At 42.9% G+C, this 25,863-nt stretch carries 21 protein-coding genes; 20 read left to right on the top strand and 1 reads right to left on the bottom strand.

Annotated elements, in window-relative coordinates; translation table 11 throughout:
* Positions 1-12 precede the first annotated feature (12 nt).
* The 9 genes from E7A03_RS05280 to E7A03_RS05240 all read left to right on the top strand — a co-directional run bounded on the left by E7A03_RS05280 (position 13) and on the right by E7A03_RS05240 (position 14,062).
* Complete coding sequence (locus E7A03_RS05280; protein WP_024060174.1) at positions 13-966, top strand: ABC transporter substrate-binding protein; 954 nt, start codon at positions 13-15, stop codon at positions 964-966.
* A complete protein-coding gene (locus E7A03_RS05275) occupies positions 959-1,996 on the top strand; it encodes a FecCD family ABC transporter permease (protein ID WP_008715103.1) in 1,038 nt (345 codons plus the stop codon). Before E7A03_RS05280 ends, E7A03_RS05275 begins: the two co-directional genes overlap by 8 nt.
* Positions 1,996-2,841, top strand: a complete 846-nt coding sequence (locus E7A03_RS05270; protein WP_008603335.1) for an ABC transporter ATP-binding protein — start codon at positions 1,996-1,998, stop codon at positions 2,839-2,841. The genes E7A03_RS05275 and E7A03_RS05270 overlap by 1 nt, the downstream gene beginning before the upstream one ends.
* A gap of 96 nt (positions 2,842-2,937) precedes the next feature.
* The gene (locus E7A03_RS05265) at positions 2,938-3,867 is read left to right on the top strand and encodes an ATP-binding protein (RefSeq protein ID WP_008603333.1); all 930 of its coding nucleotides are present in this window, start codon (positions 2,938-2,940) and stop codon (positions 3,865-3,867) included.
* 2 nt (positions 3,868-3,869) lie between these two features.
* Positions 3,870-5,897, top strand: a complete 2,028-nt coding sequence (locus tag E7A03_RS05260; protein WP_316073803.1) for a VWA domain-containing protein — start codon at positions 3,870-3,872, stop codon at positions 5,895-5,897.
* A 3-nt stretch (positions 5,898-5,900) separates the two neighbouring features.
* Positions 5,901-9,524, top strand: a complete 3,624-nt coding sequence (gene cobN, locus E7A03_RS05255; protein WP_316073802.1) for a cobaltochelatase subunit CobN — start codon at positions 5,901-5,903, stop codon at positions 9,522-9,524.
* Between the two features lies 1 nt (position 9,525).
* Entirely contained in the window at positions 9,526-10,437 is a 912-nt protein-coding gene (locus tag E7A03_RS05250) for an ABC transporter substrate-binding protein (RefSeq protein WP_101928585.1), read from the top strand.
* Between the two features lie 22 nt (positions 10,438-10,459).
* The gene (locus tag E7A03_RS05245) at positions 10,460-12,328 is read left to right on the top strand and encodes a TonB-dependent receptor plug domain-containing protein (RefSeq protein ID WP_316073799.1); all 1,869 of its coding nucleotides are present in this window, start codon (positions 10,460-10,462) and stop codon (positions 12,326-12,328) included.
* 411 nt (positions 12,329-12,739) lie between these two features.
* A complete protein-coding gene (locus E7A03_RS05240; RefSeq protein ID WP_316073798.1) occupies positions 12,740-14,062 on the top strand; it encodes a pyridoxal phosphate-dependent aminotransferase in 1,323 nt (440 codons plus the stop codon).
* A 170-nt stretch (positions 14,063-14,232) separates the two neighbouring features.
* Here the strand turns inward: E7A03_RS05240 and E7A03_RS05235 are convergent, their stop codons facing one another.
* On the bottom strand, positions 14,233-14,694 hold the full coding sequence (locus E7A03_RS05235) for an ArsR/SmtB family transcription factor (RefSeq protein WP_215676152.1): 462 nt from the start codon (positions 14,692-14,694) through the stop codon (positions 14,233-14,235).
* A gap of 388 nt (positions 14,695-15,082) precedes the next feature.
* Here E7A03_RS05235 and E7A03_RS05230 point away from each other — a divergent pair, with 388 nt between their 5' ends.
* From E7A03_RS05230 to E7A03_RS05180, 11 genes are all read left to right on the top strand, one after another.
* Positions 15,083-16,390 carry an FAD-dependent oxidoreductase gene (locus tag E7A03_RS05230; protein WP_215676154.1) on the top strand — a complete coding sequence of 436 codons (1,308 nt, stop codon included), beginning with the start codon at positions 15,083-15,085 and terminating at the stop codon, positions 16,388-16,390.
* Positions 16,387-16,665: a ferredoxin family protein gene (locus E7A03_RS05225; RefSeq protein ID WP_316073797.1), complete on the top strand. Its 279-nt coding sequence runs from the start codon at positions 16,387-16,389 to the stop codon at positions 16,663-16,665. Before E7A03_RS05230 ends, E7A03_RS05225 begins: the two co-directional genes overlap by 4 nt.
* 4 nt (positions 16,666-16,669) lie before the next feature.
* The gene (locus tag E7A03_RS05220) at positions 16,670-17,659 is read left to right on the top strand and encodes an electron transfer flavoprotein subunit beta/FixA family protein (protein ID WP_316073795.1); all 990 of its coding nucleotides are present in this window, start codon (positions 16,670-16,672) and stop codon (positions 17,657-17,659) included.
* A complete protein-coding gene (locus E7A03_RS05215; protein ID WP_024061032.1) occupies positions 17,659-18,660 on the top strand; it encodes an electron transfer flavoprotein subunit alpha/FixB family protein in 1,002 nt (333 codons plus the stop codon). The genes E7A03_RS05220 and E7A03_RS05215 overlap by 1 nt, the downstream gene beginning before the upstream one ends.
* Positions 18,661-19,027: 367 nt before the next feature.
* Positions 19,028-19,786, top strand: coding sequence for an SDR family NAD(P)-dependent oxidoreductase (locus E7A03_RS05210; RefSeq protein ID WP_287511577.1), 759 nt, complete (start codon positions 19,028-19,030; stop codon positions 19,784-19,786).
* Positions 19,787-19,897: 111 nt separating this feature from the next.
* Positions 19,898-20,659 (top strand): SDR family NAD(P)-dependent oxidoreductase, encoded by a 762-nt coding sequence (locus tag E7A03_RS05205; protein ID WP_287511578.1) that lies wholly within the window; start codon positions 19,898-19,900, stop codon positions 20,657-20,659.
* A 267-nt stretch (positions 20,660-20,926) separates the two neighbouring features.
* Entirely contained in the window at positions 20,927-21,514 is a 588-nt protein-coding gene (locus tag E7A03_RS05200; protein ID WP_316073794.1) for a hypothetical protein, read from the top strand.
* Between the two features lie 246 nt (positions 21,515-21,760).
* Positions 21,761-22,711, top strand: coding sequence for an ABC transporter permease (locus E7A03_RS05195; protein WP_316073793.1), 951 nt, complete (start codon positions 21,761-21,763; stop codon positions 22,709-22,711).
* On the top strand, positions 22,704-23,513 hold the full coding sequence (locus tag E7A03_RS05190; RefSeq protein ID WP_287531497.1) for an ABC transporter permease: 810 nt from the start codon (positions 22,704-22,706) through the stop codon (positions 23,511-23,513). Before E7A03_RS05195 ends, E7A03_RS05190 begins: the two co-directional genes overlap by 8 nt.
* 66 nt (positions 23,514-23,579) lie before the next feature.
* The gene (locus tag E7A03_RS05185) at positions 23,580-25,103 is read left to right on the top strand and encodes an ABC transporter substrate-binding protein (protein WP_314051618.1); all 1,524 of its coding nucleotides are present in this window, start codon (positions 23,580-23,582) and stop codon (positions 25,101-25,103) included.
* A complete protein-coding gene (locus E7A03_RS05180) occupies positions 25,096-25,863 on the top strand; it encodes an ABC transporter ATP-binding protein (RefSeq protein ID WP_316073790.1) in 768 nt (255 codons plus the stop codon). The genes E7A03_RS05185 and E7A03_RS05180 overlap by 8 nt, the downstream gene beginning before the upstream one ends.

Below are 25,863 nucleotides of genomic sequence, written 5' to 3'. Positions count from 1 at the left end.
AGGAGTATCATCATGAACAAGAAAATTGGATTTTTCATATGTTTGATGATACTCCTTTGTGTATGTTTAACAGGTTGTGGACCTCAATCTGAGGATGGTGTAACGCCATATACTCGTTATGTGGAAAGTCACGATGGCGTTCAAGTTGCTGTTCCAGAGCATCCAAAGCGGATTTTATCACTGTCCTCTGCATTTGACACAATTTTATTAGGACTTATAGAACCAGAGCGTTTAGCAGGCATTAATAAATTGTCTACCTATGAGGAATATTCGCTAGAGGCAAAGCGCGCAAAGTTGGTAAAACCTGTGTTGAGCTCGTATCCTTTGGAGAAAATTATAGCCTTGAAACCGGATCTCGTTATAGCGCCAGATTATATATCGGCTGATGTTATCTATGGTTTACGGCACATGGGTATAGCCACTGTTGTGGTACCTACCCCTTCTACGGTGGACGGAGTGATTCAGAATGTGATGGAGATTGCTCATATTATCGGGGAAGATGAAAAGGGTAGCTTTTACAATCGGAAGATTCATCGTGAAATAGATGAAATAAAGCACCTAGCGGAATCTATTCCACTTGAGCAGCGCAAGACGGTTCTCTTTGTGTCATCTATGGACGGATACACGGGCACAGGAAGCCTTTTTGATGATATGTGTCACTATATGAGCATCTATAATGCACCTGATCGGATTGGATTACCACCACGAATACCCTTTGGGGAGGAGCGTGTGCTAGCCATGAATCCAGACTATATTTTTATTCCATCCTATAAGGGAATGGACAAGAATTTGGCGGATAGATATTTAAAGAATCCAGCCTTTCAAAATCTACCTGCTATTAAGGAAAATCGCGTTAAGCCCTTACCGGCAGCGTACTTATATACAATGAATCAGCATATTGGTGAAGCAATGCTAGCCATTATGCATACTGTGTATCCTCAATTAGAAAGGAATTCTCATGACTAAACAGAAACAACGCATCATGGCGATCACTCTGATTGGGGTATTGCTATGTATAGTGAGCTTATTGGCACTCCATGTAGGGACCATTATGATTCCTATTGGAGGGGGCGTCCAAAGTATTTTGAATGGTATGGGCATACCAGTGAGTTTTACTGAACCTATTTCTGCTGAACAAGAGGCGGTACTGTGGTTTATCCGCATGCCACGCCTTATCATTGGACTGCTCGTAGGCGGTGCCTTGGCAATCGCTGGCGCCGTTATGCAAGGGGTATTCTCGAATCCGTTGGCTGATCCAGGTATTATGGGTGTATCCGCAGGGGCATCTCTCGGTGCGGTTATCGCCATCGCCCTTGGTGTAACATCTCTTGGCATGTTTTACATGCCTGCCTTTGCCTTTGTCGGGGCCTTTGTATCCGTTGGGATTACTATATTGTTAACATGGCGTAATAACAAGCTCGACACGACCACCTTGTTGCTTGCTGGTGTAGCTGTTAGTATGCTGCTCGGTGCTTTTACATCGGGCATCTTGACGATGATTAATGAATATCGCTTGCGGGAATTTTTATTCTGGATGGTAGGTGGCCTCGATTATCGTCGATGGGACCATGTTCTATTGGCGGTAGGACCTATCATGACGGGTAGTGTCATTTTGATGATGCTCGGTCGTCACCTCAACGTACTTGTCCTTGGCGATACAGAGGCGCGTGCCTTGGGTTTGCCTGTTATGGTGTACCGCATGTTATTCCTGTTTTTGGCATCTGTCGTTACTGCTACTGCGGTGTGCGTCAGTGGTTCTATTGGCTTTGTAGGTCTTGTGGTACCACATATTGTACGTATCTTAGTAGGGCCAGATCATCGAATACTATTGCCTATGGCGGCCGTTGGAGGCGCACTATTCCTCGTATTCTGTGATACATTAGGTCGCGTTATTGCTCAGCCAGTTGAGATTCGCGTAGGTATCATGACGGCTCTATTAGGGGCACCATATTTTCTATATTTACTTCATCGCTTGCGTCGTAAAGGAGGGGCCTAATGAAACTAGATGTTCAATCTCTATCTGTCACATTAGGAGATACAACCATTGTAAAAGAGGCATCCTTTGCTATTGACCGAGGCGAGTTCGTAGGCATTATCGGCCCTAATGGCTCTGGTAAGACAACGTTGTTAAAAGCATTACGTGGCCTTTATCCTACATCTGGTGGAGATGTTTTGTGGGATGGTAAAAGCATCTCTTCTTTGAGCGATAAAGAAATCGCTCATCATGTGGCGTATATGCAACAGTCTGTAAATGTTTCCTTCGATTATGAAGCCATCGATATTGTAATGACCGCTCGTTATCCTTATTTGAAATGGTGGGAACAAGAAGGCCCTGAAGATAAAGTTATCGTTGAACAGGCTATGAAAGAGGTAGGCGTTTATCATCTGCGGAATCGTTCTGTACAATCTTTGAGTGGCGGTGAGCGTCAACGGGTATTCTTAGCAAAGGCTTTGGCACAACAAACAGAGGTCCTATTACTAGATGAGCCGACGGCTGCCCTCGATCTAGTATATGCTGACGATATCTTTCATGAGGGTCGCAGATTATGTGACGAAGGTAAAACGATTTTAATTGTCGTTCATGACTTAGAATTAGCCGCAAAATATTGCACTAAACTCGTCTTAGTTAGTGATGGTCACATCGTTGATGTAGGTGCACCTCGAGATGTATTGACGGCAGAAAATTTACGAAATGCGTTCCGTTTATCGGCCGCGGTTTACGATGATCCGTACTTTAAACAACAACGTATCTTTGTATTCCCAAAAGGAACTACAAAGATTGATGACTTCAAACAAACCGAAGTTACTTCAGAAATGTCTATTGATCCAAATCTGAAATAGTTAGAATGGATTACGATACTTAGAGTTTTCCTAGGGTTATTGATTTATTATGTATGGTGACTATTTTGTATTGCGAATCTGAGTGAGGTTAGGCGTATGCTATATCCATTTACTGCTATTGTTGGTCAAGATGAAATGAAATTGGCCTTGTTGCTCAATGCCATAAACCCATCAATCGGCGGTGTCTTAATTGAAGGCGAAAAAGGCACTGCTAAGTCTACGGCTGTACGTGCGTTAGCGAATCTGTTACCTCCTATGGAAACAGGCGCATCAGCGATGTCTGTTGTTGAGCTACCTATCAATGCTACAGAAGATCGCGTTGTAGGATCCATAAATTTGGAAAAGGCATTGCAAGAGGGTGTAAAAGCCTTTGAACCGGGTATTTTACACGCAGCCCATCAAAATATTCTTTACGTAGATGAGGTTAATCTATTAGATGACCACATTGTAGATATTTTGCTAGACGTGGCGGCTATGGGGGTGAATACGGTAGAGCGGGAAGGGGTGAGCCATTCTCATCCATCTCGTTTTATCCTCGTAGGAACGATGAATCCTGAAGAAGGCGACCTCAGACCTCAATTGCTAGACCGTTTCGGACTATCTGTTATGGTCTATGGAGAACAGGACCCGGCACAACGTATGGAGGTAATCAAGCGTCGCCTCGCCTTTGGCGACAATGCTGAAAGCTTTGTAGCGTCTTACAAGGAATCAGAACGTAGTCTGCACGAACGTTTATTACAAGCTCGTGAAGTATTGCCAGGCATCATCCCATCTGATGATGTGTTGTTGCAAATAGCGAGTATCAGCATAGGTGTCGGCGTTGATGGACATCGCCCAGACATTACGATGATGCATACGGCTCGTGCTCATGCAGCCTTTCACAGTCGCAACCAAATTACAGCGGAAGACCTCAAGGTGGCGGCACGATTAGCGTTAAAACATCGCTTACGTCGCTTGCCATTTGAAGAACAAGGTCAGGATGAGGAGCGCATTGATACAGTGGTATCGGCAGTGCTTGAGGGCTAGTTATGGAAACATCTGTACAAGAGGCCCTCAAAATAGGCCTTGTAAACGACCAGATTCATACCATTGTTATTTCTGGAGGTACCGGTGTTGGTAAAAGCTATGTACTTCGTCAGTGCCTCGAGAAATGGCAAATTCCATATCGTTTGATACCTGTTTATATAGATAGTTCACAACTACAAGAGTCTATCGATTTTGAAGCATCCCTTGCACAGAGCAAGAGGGTTATGGCATCTGGCTTATTAGGTGATACGAGTATTCGATGCTGGGTCGTCGATGATGCTCATGTTCTGTCGCCTGAAGTCCGTCATGCACTATTGGTAGAAGCGAAACGTCGTCAAATACTACTGATACTGACCATAAACCATGAGGATAGAACCTTAGATGATGTGGAGTGGGAACTTGTAGATGTGCATGTATCTATGGATATACCTACACTACAATCTAAGGTGAAGGTGTTACAACGAAGGCGAGATGAAATTGAGCCTTCATCTGAGGATTTATTGAGCCTAATAGATCCTAAACAAGTTCAATCTATAGTTGTTCCTGATGCTATGCTTTCACTGGCTATATCCTATGCATTGCAAGCTCGAACCGTAGGTCATGGAGCAGAGTATGTATTATTACAAGTGATGAAATCACTGGCAGTTCTTGATGGTAGTTCTTACTGCAAGCCATCTCATGCGGAACGAGCCGCTCTCTATGTACTGCCTCATCGCATGAAGCGCAATGATACACCTGAATCTCAGACCTCACAAGGAGAGGTATCTAATAGTGCAAGTAACCAAAACCAGTCACAGAAAAATACTGAAACAGCAACAGATGATTCGGATGTAGACGACTCTGATAACTCTGATTCCAGAGATTCCAAGCGTGATGAATCCCATTCTGACGCGTTAAACGCTAATGGGCTAGATAATTCAAATAGCGATGGTCATGACGGCTCAAGTGATATGGATTTTGATGATGGTAAATCAAAAGAGTCCAATCATTCAGAAACATTAGAGTCTACAGCGAATGAGTGGGGAACTTCTGATTCAATGAATACTTATAGTGACACATCTAATGGAATATCTTCTTTATGTTTGCCCGATACTGTTGCCCGTATAGCTAACCAGTTCTTTCAATGGAAATTGCAATCTTCTAAAACGGTAGACCGTCAGTATCGTAAAGGTTCTGGTCGGCGCCTTATGACTAGAACAAAGGATACTAGGGGGCGCATGATTCGAGCCTATCAAGATGAACAGGCTTTAGAGGATTTGGCTTTAATTGACACATTGCGTGCAGCCGCACCGTATCAACGATTGCGGGCTGTTGAAAGGGTAAAACAATTACAGGTAGATACCCCATTAAATGTAGTGGAGCAATCTGTTACATCGGAATGCTTATGTCAAATGGCCCCACAAGCAGAGCGTCATGATTTAAAAGGGCTATCTATTGTAGTAAAACCTCAAGATTACCGCCGAAAGGCTCGGGAAAAGAGGATTGGTGCGTATCAGCTTTTCGTAGTGGACGCTAGTGGCTCTATGGCAGCTCGCCATCGCATGGAGGCGACAAAAGGTGCGATTTTGAGCCTCTTGCGTGACTCTTATGTTCACCGTGATTCGGTGGGACTTATTGTATTTCGCAAGGACTCCGCAGAGGTATTATTGCCTTTCACCCGTAGTGTAGAGCGAGCAGAACGACTGTTAGCTACATTGCCAACGGGGGGCAAGACGCCCTTAGCCCAAGGTTTACGAGTAGCCTATACTATGTGTGATAGATTGCTTCGCAGACATTCGGCGGAGCGGATTCAAATGATTTGTATTACCGATGGTCGTGCTACTTCGGGTGCTTCTGAGGACCCTGTAGGAGAGGCGAAACAATGGGCTCGTATTTTAGGGACCTTGCCAGTAGACTGTATCGTTATCGATACGGAAACGGGCTTTATCAAGCTTGGCTTAGCTAAGGAATTGTGTAAATTAATGAATGGCAGTTATTATGCGATGGACTCTATTACGTCAGATAGTATTTTGCGCGTATCGCGGAGGTAGATCATGAGTCGTCTCCTGTATATTTCTAATTTAGGAAAACAAATTCAATATATAGAAAAAGCTGTTGCTACTTACCCGGAACTCTTACAGGGCGAGGTGGACCTTTGCAATATGAAAAAGCCTCCTCAATGGGATGCTGACTTTGAAAGTCGCTTACGCGCTGCCGATGTAGTTCTGGTAACGAATATGGGGGTTGGTTTAGACTCGCCCTTCTTAGAACGTCTGGAACGCTGGTTATATGCACATCATCCTAAATACTGGATTGATGTAGTAGAACCTAAGAAAACAGATATTTTATATCGCAATTTGGATGAGGATAAACGGGTTCTTCTTGAAAGCTACCGCCGAACCAGTGGGGTCATGAATTATGTACGCTTAATCAACGGTGCTTTCAGTACAAAACCTACCTCTGAATGGGAAGAGCCAGATCCTATTCCTTGGCAAGCCATTATGGGTCGAGAAGGCAATATCTACGAAACCTATGATGAGTTTATGGATGCCGAAGGGCATCGAGATTGGCCATCTATAGCGGTCTACTTTTACCGTGACGAATGGATCATGGGGGATATTGAGTATCAACAGGCCTTATTTGAAGAGATTTACAAACATCAGTACAATCCGATTATCTTTTATGGTCAGTATGGCTCGAATCCGCGCGTAGGTATTCCGAATATGAAGCTGTCCATGAACCATCTTTTTGGGAAGAATGTATTCCCCTTTGACGTGCTTATCAACACTTGTAAATTTTCCTTTCAGTCCTTAGGTGCTCAAACCTTGGAGGAGTTAAAGCTACAGGATGTTCCTATCGTTCAGGGTTATACCATATACATGGATGAGAAATCTTGGGCCGAGAATCCACAAGGTGTAACACCTTTAGACGTGAATTTATCTATATCTCAGCCTGAGCTAGATGGTGTTATTCAAGGCGGTGTTGTGGCATGCCAAACCTATGATGAGCGTGGACACTATGTGTACTTGCCTGTGAAAGAACGCATCGCTGCTATTGTACAACGAGCTATTAAATGGTCTACATTGCGCCATATCCCTGTATCGGAGCGAAAAGTGGCCGTTATATTACATAACTATCCGCCTAAGAACTCCAACATTGGCTCTGCCGCAGGTCTTGATACACCTGAGTCGGTGCTACGGTTATTGCGAGATATGAAGGCGGAAGGTTATACCATCGACACGGTGCCAGAAACAAGTGCAGACTTGATGGATGTGGTAACGTCTCATATGACGAATGACCGCTCCATGCTCACCGATGAACTACTAGCCTCTGCAGAAGGTCGCTTAAGTAGCGATGATTACAAAGCATATTTTGCTACGCTGCCGGAAGATACGCAGGTGGCGATGATTAAATCTTGGGGCGAAGCCCCAGGGGATGTATTCGTCTACGATGATGACGTGATTATCCCAGGTTTTTCAAATGGCAATCTGTGGATTACGGTGCAACCACCGCGCGGCTTCGGAGAGAATGTATCGGCCATTTATCACGATCCATGTTTGCCACCACCGCATCAATATTTGGCTTTTTACCACTGGGTGCGGAACGTCTTTCAAGCTGATGCAATCATTCATGTAGGCACACATGGCTCCTTAGAATGGCTACCAGGTAAGGGGGCTGGTCTCAGTGCTAGTTGTTATCCTGAAATCGGCATTTCTAGTTTGCCAAATATTTACCTGTATTGGACAACCATTATTGGGGAAGGCATCCAAGCCAAGCGGCGTAGCTCGGCTTGCTTAGTAGGACACTTGTCGCCACCGATGACGACGGCGGGCCTCTATGATGAGTTTGAAGAATTAGAAACCTTGCTCGATGAACATAGTCATTTTGATCGGGAACATCCGGAAAGCGTCTCTAATATAGGCGAAGTGATTCGGGAAAAGGCTATGGAGTGTCATCTCATCGATGAAGATCGAGGCTTAACGATGACGGTGGACGATATTATTACAGAGGTCCATGAAAAGCTGAGCGACTTGAAACATATGCAGATGCGTAATGGCTTGCACATCTTGGGGAAAGGGCCTGAAGGGGAGAATTTAGAAGAATTTATTACTGCTATTGTAAGCACCCCTCAAGGTGAAATTCCATCAGGTCTTGCTACCATCGCAGAAGAATTAGGTTATGATTGGTCCTATATGGTGGAACATGCTGGCGAAATTCATTCAGATGGTATACGATATAGTGTTACCATAGATCGAATTTGGAATGAATTGCGTAGCTTTGTAAGCTATGTGGTCAATACATCAGATTATACAGTGCCCGAACGGTTAGAACCTTTGGCGAATGCTATCGTTCGAGAGTATATTCCTAAATTAGGTGACACCAAGAACGAGCTAAGCTCCATTTCAAATGCCTTACAGGGCAGATATGTAGAGCCTGGTCCTGGGGGATCCCCATCGAGCGGTCAAGTCGACGTACTGCCTACGGGACGTAACTTCTATGGTTTAGATGAAAGAGCTTTACCGACGAAGATAGCCTATCAATTAGGCATAGAGTTGGCAGATCAAGTCATCGCTGATTATATTTTGAATGAACAACGGTATCCTGAGACGATTGGTATTATCCTATGGGCTACGAGCAATTCTAGAAGTCATGGTCAGTGTTTAGGTGAGTTCCTTTACTTGTTAGGGGTTCGACCTAAATGGCAATCGGGTGGTCGTGTGTCAGGTTTAGAAGTGATTCCTTTAGAAGAATTACAGCGTCCTCGCATCGATGTGATGGGCCGCATCAGTGGTCTCATTCGAGATATGATGCCTACTGCCATCGGATGGCTTGATAAAGCCGTTGAAATGGTGGCAGAATTAGACGAGTCCTTGGAAGATAACTACGTGAAAAAGCATATTCACGATGATGTGGATTGGCTCGTTGAACAAGGAGAGGACATTCTGTTGGCTACTAAAAAGGCTAGACTCCGCATCTTTGGCGATCCGCCCCAAGCTTATGGCACGGGTGTAGGTGCCTTGATTGAAGGTAAAAACTGGGAGTCTTTACAAGATATTGCTCAAGTTTACATCAAGTGGAGTAGCTTTCATCTGCACAAGGACATTCCTCAGGACATGAGGCTGTTCCAACGTCGATTAACTACGATGGATGTAACCATTAAGAACGAAGATAATCGAGAAACCCATATTATGAGTACTGATGATTATTATAGTTATCACGGTGGTCTCATTGCGGCGGTGCGCACCGCAAAGGGCAGTGCGCCGCGCGCCTATGTGGGGGATAGCTCAGACCGCAGTCGTGTTGTGATGAGGCCCTTAGGTGACGAAATTCGCCGCGTCGTGCAAGGGGAAACGCAGAACCCTAAATTTATTCAAGCCATGATGAAACATGGCTACAAAGGGGCATCGGATATGTCGAATGTCGTATCCCATACCTTTGGTTGGGATGCTACGAGTGATGTCGTACCAGACTGGGTCTATGAAGGGTATGCTAATAAGTATGCTTTAGACAAGACGGTACAAGACTGGATGCGCAATGTAAATCCTTGGGCCTTACAGCGCATTACAGAAACCTTGCTAGAGGCTTCTCAACGTGGCTATTGGAATGCATCGCCTGAAATATTACAGGATTTGCAATCATTATTTATTTCCATGGAAGGGGTTATAGAGGGTCGTTAGCATGAAACAAAGAATTTCTATCATATGTACCATAGTAATGATGGTACTTTTAGTGGTCGGCTGTGGTCCTACGCAGACGGGGACAACGGGCACGACACATCAAGTTACGGATGGCACTGGTGTAACTGTTACGGTGCCTAGTGAGCCGAAGCGAATCGCCCCTATTGCTGCCAGTACAGAGGATATAGTGTTATCCTTGGTTGATCCGAGCCGAGTAGCAGCCGTTGGTACCGTGCCTAACAATGTGCCTGACGAGTCTGCCAAGGTGGGGACGCATGTGAAAGCAACTGCTGAATCCATGCTTTCAGTACAACCTGATTTAGTATTAGTTCCAAACTGGATGTCTCCAGATGCAATTGGGGAAATGCGGAATATGCAGATTCCCGTTTACGTCTATAAGACTCCGACTACGGTAGAAGAAGCAAAAGCAGTTATCCATGAAATTGCAGGACTCTTACACGCTTCGGATGAAAAGATGATTGCTAGCATGGATGCAGATTTGAAAACTGTCGAAGAGTTAGCAAATAAACATACTGGTGAACGCCCTGTAGTAGCATTTTATACGCAATTTGGTTTAACCGGTGGCAAAGGGTCAACCTTTGATGATATGACTAAATATCTGAAGGTTACCAATGCGGCCGCCCAATTAGGCTTGGGGCCTTTTGATAATGGGACGCGAGAGGATTTAATTAAAGCGAATCCAGACATTATCATCATCCCATCGGTGGCCTATACTTCGGATGGTACTACGCCAGCAACGGCAGAACAGCTCTATTCTGACCCTGCTTTGCAAGGGGTTAAGGCCATCGCCAATCGTCGTGTGTTCCTCGTAGATTCCTCGCAGGTCATGAGTTATTCTCAATTTATGACTCGTGCAATGGTTTCTATGGCACAAAATATATATAACAAATGATTTAGTGTGTGTGGAGGTTTTTATGAAAGTATCAAGAATGCAACGATTATCCATGTACGTAGGGTTAGCTCTCGTATTTGGTAGCACATTGAGTGCACCTAGTGTATTAGCTGTTGATGCTAGTGATGCGAAAGAAGCGCATACCATTGTTGTTACGGCGACTCGTAGTGAACAACAGCTTTCAGAAGTGCCAGCTAGTGTAGGCGTAGTAACAGGCGACGATATTCGTGAGCGCCATGCTACGAATATGAACGAAGCCTTGAACATCGTACCGGGCGTAGATATTAATACGTATGGTGGTGGCGTAGGTTACACGAACTCCAATGCATTCCGCATCAATGGGTCTGACCAAGTATTGTATTTGGTAGACGGCATCAATATGGGGGCGGCTGGTGTGAATCCGCCGATGACTATTTTGAAAGATATGTCTAGTATTGATCGCATTGAAGTTCAACGTGGCGCAGGCTCTACATTGTATGGTTCCGGTGCCATTGGTGGTGTAGTAAACGTAATCACCGCAAAACCTGAGCAAGGTGTACAAACTAAGCTTCGCGTGATGGGTGGCAGCAATGATTTAGAGCAATACGCAATTACCAACGAAGGTAGCCAAAATGATTGGTATTGGCGTGTAGGCGTACAAAAAGATATTATTGGTTCCTATAAAGATGGTCATGGCGTGCGCGTTCCGCAACATGGCAATAGCCACACTGCATCTTTCATGGTGGGCAATACAATCAATGATAAGAACGATGTAAAAATATCTTACGATACATATCGTGGCGATGTAATGTACTCCGACCATTTGGGTGCACTCAATCACATTCGTTATGGTAATGAAGCAAATGACTCCTTGCGTGCGATTTGGAACAACAAAATCAGCAATCGCTGGAGCCATCAATTATACTTGATGAACAATCATTATAAAACAACATATGATGGGTACTTAACGGATGTGAAGACTCGTGGTATTGGGGATCAAGTTACGTATAAAGCAAAAGACCATACTGTAGTAGGTGGCTTTGACTGGAGACAAGATAAGGTGCTTAATATGGGCGGCGTGAAGCTTACGAACACATCATACTTCATTCAAGATGAATGGAAATTTGCTCCTAAGTGGACTGTAACGCCTGGTATCCGCGTTGACCATCATTCCTCCTTCGGTACTCATACATCTCCATCCATCAGCCTTGGCTATGATGTAAATGAGAAGACAAATGTGTATGCTGCGTATAAAGAGTACTTCTTAGCCCCTACACCATACCAATTGTTTGATGGCTTCAATGGCAATCGCAATTTGAAACCGGAAACAGGTCATGAATTTGATTTAGGTGTACACCACAAATTCGGTAAAACATGGAATAGTAATCTTAGCTTCTTCAGCCGTAGTACAAAGGATAAAATCGGTTGGGTTATGACAGATCCAGCAAACTTTACAGGCCAATATCGCAACTTTGACACTGAAAAAGCTCGTGGCATCAATGCGGATGTGCGTAAACAATTGACTAATCACTTGTCCGCACGCCTTGGCTATACTTATACTCATATCGATGCGACACCAACTCGTAAAGCAAATCGCGATGGGTATGTACCAAAACATGCTGTTAACGCAGGTCTTGATTACAATGATGCTAAATGGGATGCTCATTTAGATATCCGCGGTATCATTAATCGTCCTGGCCCTGCAGATAATGTATTCCCACGTAAAACATTCTGGTTGGCGGATATCAGCGCTAACTATCGTGTACGCGAAAATGTTACTATATTTGGTCGTATCAACAATATCTTTGATACATACTATGCAGAACAATCTAACGTTCGTTGGGGCAACCCTGGTGACTGGTGGCCAGGTCAAGGTCGCAACTTCCGTCTCGGTGTAGAAGTGACTATCTAATGGATATAACTACTGCAATGGTTCGATTATAAAGCTATACTAATAATTGACAATTACGTTGTAGTTATTTGTTTAGCTTCAAAATGTAATCTATATCATGGTGAAAGAGCCTCTCGAGGGGCTCTTTCATTTTTATTATAGTTTTTGATGGTATATTGAGACCACACTAAATACCATGAGAGTTATTTTCAATAATCGATAAATTAAGTATAGGTAAATAAGCATATGTTATAAAACTATAGATTTTCTATAGTAAAAGCTCTATAATATTATGTATCTATCTATAGGTATTCATAGTTTATGTTTTGTGATGTACTTGTATATTTGCTTGTATAGTAAGTGTTTTGTTACTTTCACAGTTATCAAAACCTTCCAATGGAGAAGGTTGATTTTTAGAGGAGTTGGATCGAAATGAAACAACCAGAATTATCGCCGTATATGATGGCTCGGAAGCCGTCTGGCATTCGCCTAGGACAAATTAAATTCTTGGAACGTAAGAACCCGCCTATCTTGGTGAATGGTTCTATTGGCAATGTAATGCGTCCTATGCATCCCGCCATGCAGCGTAGGTTGTTTGATTTGGGCGGTGTCAATAGCCCGTTCCATAATGGGATTGTGCCATATGTACCAACTACGGGCACTGATGAGTGTCGAGAAGCATTCCTTCATATTTTGCGCAGTCAAGGTTTTGATACGACAGGTCTTGATGTACTCGTAACAGACGGTGCATCCATGGCGATGGAAATCATCATGCTTGGCGTATGTGGTGGTGCAGGCGAAGAGGAACGCCCTCTTTTGATGTTCAATCCTTCTTATACAAACTATGACGCAGTAGGCCTTCGCATAGGCCGTAAAACCGTGACAGTAGAACGGGAGCTCAATGAAAATGGTGAGTTTGAACTGCCATCTGTGGAGACTGTTGAACAACGCATTATCGATACAAAACCTGGTGCGTTGCTCATCATTCCTTATGACAATCCGACGGGTCAATTATTTAGCAAAGAAACACTTATTGAATATACTAAATTGTGCGTTAAACATAATTTATGGATTATCTCTGACGAAGCGTACCGCGAATTGGCTTATGAAAAGGGGAAAGAAACATCTAGCATTTGGGCTTTAACCGATAAAGATGTGCCTGGCATCGAAGGTCGCCGTATTAGCCTTGAAACAGCTAGTAAGGTTTGGAATGCGTGTGGACTTCGCATTGGAGCTATCATTACGGATAATAAATTATGCTATGAAAAATCTGTTGCGGAATATACGGCAAACCTTAGCGCTAATACATTGGGCCAATATATCTTTGGCGCTTTGAAGCATGAGTCTTATGCGCAGTTGCATAACTGGTATGAGCAACAACGCGACTACTACCGTCAAATGATCTTTGAACTCCACAAAGGTTTTAAAGAGGTAGAACCGGACTTTATCGTGTCTCGCCCTGAAGCATCTATTTACTTTGTAATCGACGTGAGAAAGGTGGCAAAATCTGGCTTTGACGGCGTAGAATTTGCTTCCTGGTGTGCCGAACACGGTGCAGTAAGCCTTGATGATGGTAAGGAATATACACTCCTCATGGCGCCGCTCAATGGTTTCTATAGCGGTAAAAATGGCGATAATAACCCTGGCAAAACACAATTGCGCGTGTCCTTCTGTGAAAATCCAGATTTATTGCGCTTGGCTCCTGAATTATTATCTAAACTATTCAGAGCTTATGAAGCACAACGAAATGTATAAACGTAAAGAGTGCCATTCCCAAAGGGAAGGCACTCTTTTTGCATTGTAAGTTATCATTATGAGTTATATAGATACTATGTATGGTATAGTATTACATAAAAAAGAGCTATAATATTCAAAATTATAGCTCTTTTCGTTTTTCCCTAGATATGTTAGGTAGGGAAGGGCTTTTATTTACTTTCTTCATCATGATGCGGTCCCTTAGTACGTATTTCGACTGTCAGTTGCTTACTAGGTATGGAGCTTTCCTCAGTTGCTGGATATGAAGTGTCTTCTAAGATAACCGTTTCTAATAATTTGTCAATTTCGTCATTCTGTATGGATACTTCTTTGTTGTACCATTCGCCAAATTCGCGAATTACCTCTTCGTTGCGACGGAAATAGGTATATTGGTCGATTTTACGCGATTCTACAAGTTCAGCATTCTCTAAGATGCTCATAAATGTAGAAATAGAAGATTGCGATACACCGCAGCGCTTTTGTATACTCTTAACGCTTACACTATATGGAAAGTCGATAAGCGTATTAGTGTGTACTTGTACACCGAACTCTTTCTCTGGGTGTTTTAGCCACAATATAATATCTAACCGATGCGGATTGGATAATGCTTTCAAGATTTTTAACGGGTCCATAGGGCCTCCTCTTAATTAAAAAATAACGAGTTCCCAACCTTGACCGTGGACTTGCATTATGCGGTCGTATTATACGCGTCTTGCTCCGTATAGGGTTTTTGCTACTTTTATCATACGCTACTTTTACCGTGAAAGCTAGACTTACTTATAAATTTCACGAATTGATGAATTTTATTGCACTCATCTAGAACGGAAAGTATACATTAGTATTAATATATAATGAGTATATATACAACCTTTAAAGTCTTTTATAATATATTTCTGAAAAATATAGAATATATTCATCTTTCTGTGATAATTTTTAAAGGTATTTTGGTTCTAAATAGAGAAATATATATACTATATGAACTTATGTAAGTCTAAGCTTTCATTTAAAGGAGCTGAGTATATGGCAATTGATCGCAATGAAACATTTGATGTTATCGTTGTTGGCGCAGGTCCAGCGGGTTCTGCGGCAGCATTACGCCTTGCGGAGCAGAGGGTAAAAGTTTTACTTATCGAACGTGGAACCGCACCAGGTGCTAAAAATATGATGGGTGGACGCATCTATACACATTCTCTGGAGCGTCTTGTACCGGACTTTAGAGACCGTGCGCCGTTGGAACGAAAGGTGACAAAAGAGCGCATTTCTATTGGTACAGGTAATGAAATGACCACCATCGAGTATAGTTACGAAGATGGTGAACCTAATGAAGAATCCTACGTAGTATTGCGTGCTAAATTTGATAAATGGCTAGCAGAAGAGGCAGAGAAAAAAGGGGCTCTCCTCGTATCTAATGTACAGGTAACAGAGCTTATTACCGAAGGTGAAGGTAAACATCGCCGCGTAATAGGGGTTCGCTGTCACGATGACGAAGTATATGCAAAATTAGTTGTCATCGCAGAAGGTTCTAATACATTGTTATTGGAACAGGCTGGTCTTACAGGTCCTACGGATCCAAGAACAATGGCTGTAGGGGTGAAAGAAGTATATAAACTCAAAAAAGAGGATCTTGAAAATCGCCTTATGCTATCTGGCGATGAGGGGATGGCGTGGCTTACATTGGGCGATATGACCGATGGCCTATTAGGTGGTGGCTTTATTTATACGAATAAAGACAGCCTTTCCGTAGGTATGGTTGTAGGCCTTGAAGATATCGGCAAAGCTACTAAATCGGTAGATGATATGCTGTTAGCTTTCACAAACCATCCAAGAATCGCACCATTATTAAAAAATGGCCAATTGAAGGAGCATAGTGCGCATCTCGTGCCAGAAGGCGGGTTCAAAGCGCTACCTAAGCTGGGCGGTAATGGGTATGTCATCGTCGGTGATGCGGCGCGTATGTGTATGAACTTGGGGTATACCATTCGTGGGATGGACCTTGCCATCGAATCTGGCATGTGTGCAGCGGATGCGGTTAACGTAGCCTTGCGCGATGAAAATATGGAGCGCGTTGCTAAATTGTATGAACGTCAAATCAAGAATTCTTGGTTGTATAAGGACATGAAGCTTTATAAAAATATGCCTACCTTCCTCGCATCCAACCCTCGTATATTCAAAGAGTATCCAGCTCTTGTGAATAATGTGATGCGCGATGTATTCACTGTAAACGGTGATGGAGCAGTACCAATGATGAAAAAATTGATGAGTAGTGTAAGTGATGTAGGTTTAGTTACCTTGATTCGTGATGCTTGGAAAGGGGTGCGTTCCCTATGAAATTAGAAGAGCGCTTGGGCGCCAATAAATACTATGTAGATGAAACGTCTCCTCATATCATTGTGGATGGCGCTGGCTTTAGCTTGGAAGAGAAAATGAAACTCGTAAACGGCTGTCCTGCCAGTCTATATACATTACAAGAAAATGGCGATTTAGCCTTTGATTTCGCTGGTTGCCTTGAATGCGGTACCTGCCGTGTTCTCTGTGGCGAAACCATCGTAAAAACTTGGAAATATCCGCGTAATGCTAAGGGCGTAGAATTTAGACAGGGGTGAGTGTATGGAGTTATTAGTATGTATCAAACAGGTTCCAGATACATCTGAGATTAAGCTGGATCCAGAAACGAATAATCTCATCCGCACAGGTCTGCCTAGTATTGTAAACCCTTATGATATGCATGCGTTAGAGGCAGCTCTTGCGGTAAAAGACCAATATGAAGGTAGCCGTGTAACCGTTGTCACTATGGGGCCTCCACAAGCAGAGGCGGCACTGCGCGAGTGTTTATCCCTCGGTGCAGATGATGCGGTGCTCATTACAGACCGTGCGTTTGGCGGTGCTGATACATTGGCGACAAGCTATACAATTGCCTCTGCCATTCGTCATATTCAACGTACTATGAATCGTGAGTTCCAAATCATTTTCTGCGGCAAGCAGGCTATCGATGGTGATACGGCTCAAGTAGGTCCTCAAATTGCGGAGGAACTAGGCATGGCGCAAGCTACCTATGCTTGTGAATTATCCGTAGATCAAGCAGCCCAAAAAGCGATTGTGAAACGAGAACATGAAAATGGCTATGAAATTGTGGAAGTTCCATTACCTTTATTGGTAACGGCTACGGCTGAACTCAATGAGCCGCGCCAACCAGGTCTTTGGAGCTCGATTTACGCTAAACGGTATACGATTACACATATTACATTGCGAGATATGCCGCATATTGATGAAAGCTGTATTGGTCTCAATGGCTCTCCTACACGTGTGCGCAAGGTATACCAACCACCGCTTCGAGGCAAGGTAGAAATGCTTTCATCCGTAGACGAAGGGGCTAAGAAAATTCTTGAATTAGCTTATAATATCAAGCCAGAAAAGTTTTCTCATCTATTAGTGCCTAGCGAAGAACTGGTTGAAGAGCCTGTAGATACCAATGATGAGGGCGTAGATGTAAAAGATCCTGTGCAGCGGGCTGCCTCTGTTGAAAGTGTATCCTCCAGTGAGTTTAAGGTTTTAGCAGCTGTTAAAGGTGAAGAAGGTTCCAAAGGAGGTGATCGATAATGGGAGTGACAAATTTTGATGAATATAGAGACGTCTTTGTCGTAGCTGACACCATCGACGACGTAGTGCATCCGGTTACGTACGAACTTATCGGTCAAGCTCGCCGTATTGCTAAGGAATTGGGCCAACTCGTTCAAGTTATGCTACTTGGTGAGAATGTTCAATCCGAAGCGGAGGAACTTGTGGCACATGGTGCGGATATTGTTCACGTTTTTGAAAGCCCTCTTTTGAAATACTATACAACAGACGGCTATACAAAGGTTTTGACGGACTTCTTTGAAGACCATAAGCCTAATATTCTTTTGATTGGCGCTACGAATAATGGTCGTGACCTGGCACCTCGCATGTCTGGTCGCATGAAAAACGGTGTAGTGGCTGACTGTACCATTTTGACAGTAGATACTGAAGAAGGCCTTGTAGAATGGACACGCCCTGCCTTGGGGGGGAATATTTTAGCTGAAATTATTTCCCCAAATCATCGCCCACAAATGGGTTCTGTCCGTCCTAATGTATTTAAGAAGCCGGAACGTATTGCAGATAGCTGGGGCCGCATTCAAATTGAACCATTCGACCTTAAACCTGAAGACATTCGCATGAAGCGTCTTGATTTCATTCCGTTCAGCAAAGCTGGGTACAACATTCAAGAAGCGGACATCATCGTAGCAGGTGGCCGTGGCATGGGCTCCAAAGAAAACTTTGATAAGCTTTACGAACTTGCTGATGCTATCGGCGGCGTTGTAGGTGCTACACGTCCTCTCGTTGAAAAAGGTTGGATTGAATTGCCATACCAAGTAGGCCAAACAGGGAAAACTGTAAGCCCTAAACTATACTTGGCATTCGGTATCTCCGGTGCTATTCAACACGTGAGCGGTATCTCTGGGGCTGACACAATCGTGGCTATCAACAACGATCCAAATGCAGAAATCTTCCAACACGCTAACTATGGGATAGTGGGGGATTGCATGGAAGTGTTAAATGATATGTTGGCGCATTTGAAATAAAAGACGTAGTATTTGAGCTCTACTTATCAGACTAAATAAGACATAGGGATACCTATCCTCAGCCTTCATGGGTACGCGTAGCGCCCAAGGCGGCTTCGAATAGGTATCCCTATTTGTCTTACTGCTGCTGTAGAGCTCAAATATTAGTGTATTATAAACAAATGCTCCGACATATTATTTATACAAAGGGAAAGTCGTTTTCAGAACGGTAATCCTTTTTCATTTCTATGCGTTTTACCTTAAAATGCGTCAATATGTCATTTTGGGGAGTAGGAGAGTGTGGTACGCGTAGTAGCCTAGAGTCCATTACGTATTAAAGTGGTATAATTAGGGTATAGATTTAGTTCGGATTGATAAGGAGGTTTTTATGGCTCGTAATGTTTTTGTTACTGGTGCAACGTCTGGTATTGGTCTTTGTATTGCTGAGGCGTATGCAAAGTATGGCGATAATGTTTTGATTTCTGGACGTCGCGCTGAGGTGTTAGCTGAGGTACAGGGTCGTTTGTCTAAGGAGTATGGCGTGCGCGTTGAGACTTTGGTTCTTGATGTGCGTAGTCGTGAGGATGTTGAAAGCAAGGTTCCAGCAGCAATTGAGGCTTTTGGTGGCGTTGATGTCCTCGTAAATAACGCAGGTCTTGCACAAGGCTTAGATCCTTTCCAAGATAGTACTGTCGATGATGCGGTGACTATGATCGATACGAATGTGAAAGGTCTTTTATATGTAACAAAAGCCGTACTACCTTATATGATTGATAAAAATGTAGGACATATCGTGAATATGGGCTCTACTGCTGGTATTTATGCATATCCCGGTGGTGCGGTTTACTGTGCTACAAAGGCGGCAGTTAAGATGTTAAGCGATGGTATTCGCATGGATACGATTGCAACGGATATTAAGGTCACAACCATTCAACCGGGCATCGTAGAGACTCCATTTAGTGAAGTCCGCTTTCATGGTGATGCGGAAAGAGCTAAAGCTGTCTATGCCGGCATCGATGCCATCCAACCTGAGGATGTGGCGGACGTTGTGCTATATGTAACAAACCAACCTAAACGTTTGCAAATTTCTGATGTTACCATTATGGCTAATCAACAAGCAGCTGGGTTTATGGTGCATAAGAAATAAGACATCCTATGATTTAATGTGAAGCTGAGTAAAGGTCTCGTATGTTAACTAAGGAGGCAAAGCAAGTGCAATAAAGCCGAATCATCTTATTTATAAAGGAAAGGCAAAAAAATGAAAAAATATATCGTTATTACAGGAGCAAGTTCAGGCATAGGAGCAGCTACGGCAAAAGCTTTTGCACGTCGTGGAGAAAATTTAATCGTTATTGCACGAAGAGCAGAACTATTAGAGAATTTGAAAGATGAGATTGCTAATAATTCACCTGATACAGATGTTATTGTAAAACCTTGTGATCTTTCGCGTAGCGAAAATGTTTTAGCACTTTGGGATGACCTTAAAAGCTATGAGTTAAAGGCACTTATCAATAATGCAGGCTTTGGCGATTTTGGATTCATGGGCAATCATGATATTCAAAAAATGGTAAGAATGATAGATTTAAATGTAACAGCACTTGCGATACTTTCCAGTTTATTCGTGCGAGATTATAAATGTAAACAAACACAGTTGATAAATGTTTCCTCCGTGGGCGGCTATTTTTTAGCACCAGGCGTAGTACCATATTGTGGAACGAAATTTTTTGTAAGTGCTTTCACAGAGGGCTTGTATCATGAGCTTGTACAGGATGTGGATGCTAAAATGCAGGCTAAAATCTTAGCGCCTGCTGCTACTAAAAGCGAGTTCTGCGATGTAGCTTCAGGTAAAAGCGGATTTGATTACGATGCTTCATTTGAAAAGTATCATAGCAGTGAACAGACCGCAGACTTTTTGCTTACTCTTTATGATAGCGATGCATGTGTTGGCGAGGTGGATTTAACTAGCTTTGAGTTTAAGCTCAGTGGGCCAAAATTTAATTACCTAGCTGCTGCCAAATAGTAGATAGGGATGGATTATATATAGACATAGATACTCCTGATGAGCGTCTTAGCATCTATTTTGAATATATGTTTGTATAGTAGCTAATATAGGACTCAAGGTTTTATACAGGAAATAACTACTTGAAATTCCCTATCATTTAGGGTATAATTATAAAATAAGTTTTGATAAAGAATATTTTGTAAAATATATTTATATATTATAGTATTCATACTAAATGTGTTGTGTTTGTACAGATGTATTTGTAAGAGAGCGGAGATTATGATTATGTTGAAGAAATTTGTATTGATGGCTGTTGCTTGTGCTTGTGTATGTTCTTATACTGTTGCCGGTGCTCAAGGTACTGTTGATGTAAAACCGAATCAACCTAAATCTGTGGTAGCCGAACATGAAGCGCCAATGGTTGGCATGCCAAGCCCGTTTCATGAGTTTTCTACTGTAGATGAAGCGGCTAAATATATGAACATTACACCTCAAATGCCTAAGGTGTTGCCTGTAGGTTATAACATTGAATCTGTAAGTACTATTGATAAGGATGTATTGCAAGTGGTTTATGTTTACCAAGCTGGTGAGGATGCTACTCGTAATCAGGCTGCAGGCAAACGCATCGTGTATCGCGTATCTAATGAAATAAAAGAAGATATTAGCGGCGATTATAGCGATTTTCGTGTAACAGCTAATGAAAAAGTAAACGGCACAAAGGTTATTTTCAAAGGTGGCAATAAAATGGTATATCTCATAGGTTGGACCAAAGACGGCCAAACTCATGGGATGTATTTCGAACGCCCTATAACTCGCGACATGGCGAAAGCAATCGTTGCTAATACAGTAGCTCCAAAACAACATACAAAATAATATACAAATTAATATACAGGTCCAGGCCTAATGGGATAGGCATGCGAGTTGTGGTGAAGCGCTCGCATGGACACTGTAAGGGTTTTATATAGAACGGCTCCTCATATGAGGGGCCGTTTTTGTTGGTATGCAAAACTTTCATAATGAGAACCACTCTAATATACCGCTGCGGGTATACATATATATAAAGACTATTGATAAAATAGAAATATAGCTAATTTATGATAAAAGAAGGCAGGTGATGTATTGTATCGATTATTATTACAGCGTTTGGCGAGTATTGTAGGTATTTTATTTGTTGTTACCATCGGTACATTTGTATTGATAAAATTATCTCCTATTGATCCCGTGTCGATGAAGTTTAATCTTGTAGGGGCTACACCAGATCCAGTTGTAGTTGCACAGATACGAGAGCAGTTAGGTCTCAATGACCCTTGGTGGCAACAATATATGCGTTGGCTTAGTCAAATTGTGCAAGGAGACTTTGGTGAGTCCATTCTGTATGCTTTACCAGTGGCGACTATTCTTGGTGGCGCCTTGCCTAATACCTTGGGGCTAGTATCCTTAGCTCTTGTTATGGGGATAGTGGTAACCATACCGCTCGGTATGTTATCTGCAAAGTATCAAGACTCATGGATTGATCATGGGGTTCGTCTCGTTACATTCCTAGCATTAGCAATCCCTGGGTTCTGGGTCGGTTTATTATTACTGTACTTATTCGGTGTTAAATTACAGCTAGTGTCGGTAACGAATACCAATGGCTTTTCTGCCTATGTATTGCCCGCGGTAACCCTTGCTTTATGGATATGTGGTCTCTACATTCGTCGATTGCGCAATGCTATTTTAGAAGTGTCGCGACAGCCCTTTGTACAGGGGGCGCGAGCATTGGGCTTGCCAGAATGGATGGTCTACACCCGTTACATATTCCCTCATGTGGGACTTATGTTGTTGCCTATGATGGGGGTAACTATGGGCGCTATGCTAGGTGGCTCTGCTGTTATTGAAACGGTGTTCTCCATAAAAGGCATCGGCTACATGATGGTACAAGGCATTATGGCTCGCGATTATGTATTGATGCAAGGTTATATCATCTGGATTACCTTGGTGTTCATCGTAATTAATATCATCATTGATGTATTGAGTGTTTGGCTGAATCCGAAGCGAAGAGCCGCCATAAAAGGAGGCTCTTATGAATAGACAAAAGCCCTATACTTTATACGCCATGTTGGTATTAGCAGCTCTGTGGATCATATTTTTCTTATGTGCTCCCTATATAGCTCCCTTTGATCCTGAAACAACGAGTATCGCGGACCGCTTACAAGACATTAGTAGTACCCATCTATTAGGTACTGACCAACTCGGTCGTGATGTGTGGTCTCGTATTCTGTATGGTGGTAAAGCCTCTTTAGGGATTGCTTTCACCATCATTGGCATTAGTGGGGCCATCGGTATCGCTATTGGTGGGTTAGCAGGATTCTCTACACCTCGCATTGACCGTTGGTTATCTCGCTTGATTGATTTGGTACTAGGGTTCCCGAACATGGTGATTGCCATTGCTTTCATCGGTATTATGGGACCTAGCATAACGAATGTAATCATTTCCTTGTGCATTACGAAATGGGCGGAATATGCCCGTATCACTAGAGGCCTCGTACAGATTGAACGCCACGCGGAGTATATTATCTTTGCTCGTATGTCAGGTGCTTCAAATCTACAAATTCTGTGGCGCTATATTCTGCCGAATGTATTGCCACCGTTGGTGATCGTTATTATCCAACATTTAGGGGACGCCATCATTTTGGTAGCCAGTTTTTCGCTCATTGGCATCGGTGTACAACCGCCGGATCCGGAGTGGGGCGCGATCCTGTTGAGTTCCCGAGATTTTCTACAAACGGCGCCGTGGCTGCTAATTTACCCGGGGCTCGCTATTTTTATTACTGTTGTTTTATTTAATTATATTGGTGATGCGTTGCGCGATGCCCTCGATGTATCTCGTTAACCGTGCTGTGTATAGATTTTTTATGGTGAAAGCCTCGACGAGGCAATGTATTTTAAAGGAGATATTATGAAACGTTGGTTGTTAGCATGTTTGTCCATGCTATGCATGGTAGCTCTCTTGGTCGGCTGTGGCAATGATACTGCTAAAGATGGCAAACAAGGGAAGCATATGAATGTTGGTTTGTATTGGTTTGGTGAAACATTAGACCCAACTCACGAATGGGATGCGTGGACATTGACGCGTATCGGCGCTGGTGAAACATTGGCAACAGTAACACCAGATATGAAATTTACTCCACAATTGGCAGACTCCTGGGAAAATGTGGACCCTACAACATGGAAATTCCACATCCGTGAAAATGTTAAATTCCACAATGGTACACCGATGACGCCTCAAAAGGTAAAAGAGTCCATTGAGTATACGATGAAACAAAGTGCTCGTTCCGCTAAAGCAGTTAAAATCGAGTCCATCACAGTAGATGGTCAAAACTTAATCATTAAAACTACAGAGCCTAATGGTTCCTTGTTATCTAGCTTGACTGAACCTGCTTTCGTTATCATGGATACTGCAGATCTTAAAGACGTAGCATCTAAACCAGTTCTTACAGGCCCTTATAAAATCACTGCTTTCAAAAAAGGTGAAACAATTGAACTTGCAGCATTCGCAGATTACTGGGGCGGCAAACCAGGTCTTGATTCTGTAACTGTAAAAGATATCGAAGACAACAATAAACGCGCTATGGCGTTGCAATCTAAAGACGTAGACGTAATTCAAAAAGTGGACTCTGCTAACCGCAGCTTGTTCAAAGACGGTTTCAATATTCAAGACGTTGCTGGCGTTCGTGTGTTTATGTTGAAAGCAAACCACACAGAAGCGTCTCCATTACATGATAAAGCTGTGCGTTCCGCTATTGCTCATATCATTAACTATGACTCCATGGCAAAAATTATTGGTAACGGCTCCACACCAGGGGCGGCACCATTCCCGCCATCTGCCAACTTAGGCTATGATGCGATTGCTAATAAACCGATGACAGATGTAGCAAAAGCTGACCAAATCTTGACTCAAGCTGGTTACGCTAAGAATGCAAACGGCATGTATGCAAAAGATGGCAAAGAATTAGCGATTACTATTGCTATTTGGGGTAAAGACACAAGCTTATACGAAGAAATTCAACAAGAATTGAAAAAAGCAGGTATTGCTGTAACTCTTAAGAAATTACAAAGCCCTGATGAAGTAGATACACTTGGTACAGATGGTTTCGATTTAGTAGAACGCAATGTAGTGACTATGTCTACAAACGATCCTTACTGGTTCCTCAGCTTATTCTACAAAACTGGTGCGAAAGCAAACGTTGGTGGCTACTCTAACCCTCAAGTAGATGCGTTAATCGACCAATTGTCAGTAACATTTGATCAAAACGAACGCTCTAATATTGCAAAACAAGCGCAACAATTATTAGTGGATGATGTAGCAGATATCTACTTGTTATACCCAAGTGCAACAGTTGTATCCACTACAAAAGTTAAAAATGTACCAGTACATCCAATCGATTACTACTTATTAACAAAGGATTCTACTATTGAATAAATCTGATTGTATCGTATTTAATAAGGTTACAATTTCATACGGTGCGGAGCAAGCGGTACGCGATGTATCCTTCTCCGTGCCCAATGGTGAGGTCTTTGCCATCGTTGGTGAAAGCGGATCTGGTAAATCTACGTTAGTTCGTGCCGCCTTTGGCATGTTGAAACAAGCTAACATTAGCGGCCAAATTTTGCTAAACGGCACCGATGTTTCTACATTGAGTGATGGTGATTGGCGACAATTGCGGGGCACAAAGATTTCTATGATCTTTCAAAATCCCAGCGCCTATCTAAATCCAAATCGCACCGTAGAAAATCACTTTAAGGATTTGTTCTGTGCTCATGATGAAAGCTATGATGTAAGCCGCGTTATAGATATGCTTAATCTTGTTCACTTAACCGACGGAGAGCGTATCTTGCAGTCCTATCCGTTTCAATTGAGCGGTGGCATGCAGCAGCGATTGGCAATAGCTTTAAGCCTTATCTTGAAGCCGAGCATCGTATTTGCTGATGAACCAACTAGTGCCTTAGATATGCTGGTGCAAGCCTCTGTATTGGACCTTATGAAAGAGGTAACACAAGCCCTTGGTGCAACAGTGATTATCGTAACGCATAACATCAAGGCGGCGGCGCGCATTGCCAATAGTATTGGCGTTATGAATAAGGGACAGCTCGTTGAAGTAGGCTCCACCGAAGAGGTTATGGCATTCCCAAAAGATGAGTATACTCGTATTTTGTTAGATTCTGTAATGAAAGTGGTGTAG

It is taken from the genome of Veillonella parvula (genome assembly GCF_032472435.1).
GTDB lineage: Bacteria > Bacillota > Negativicutes > Veillonellales > Veillonellaceae > Veillonella > Veillonella parvula_N.
Note: the sequence above shows the minus strand (reverse complement) of the source record. Positions and strands in the feature narration are given on the sequence as shown.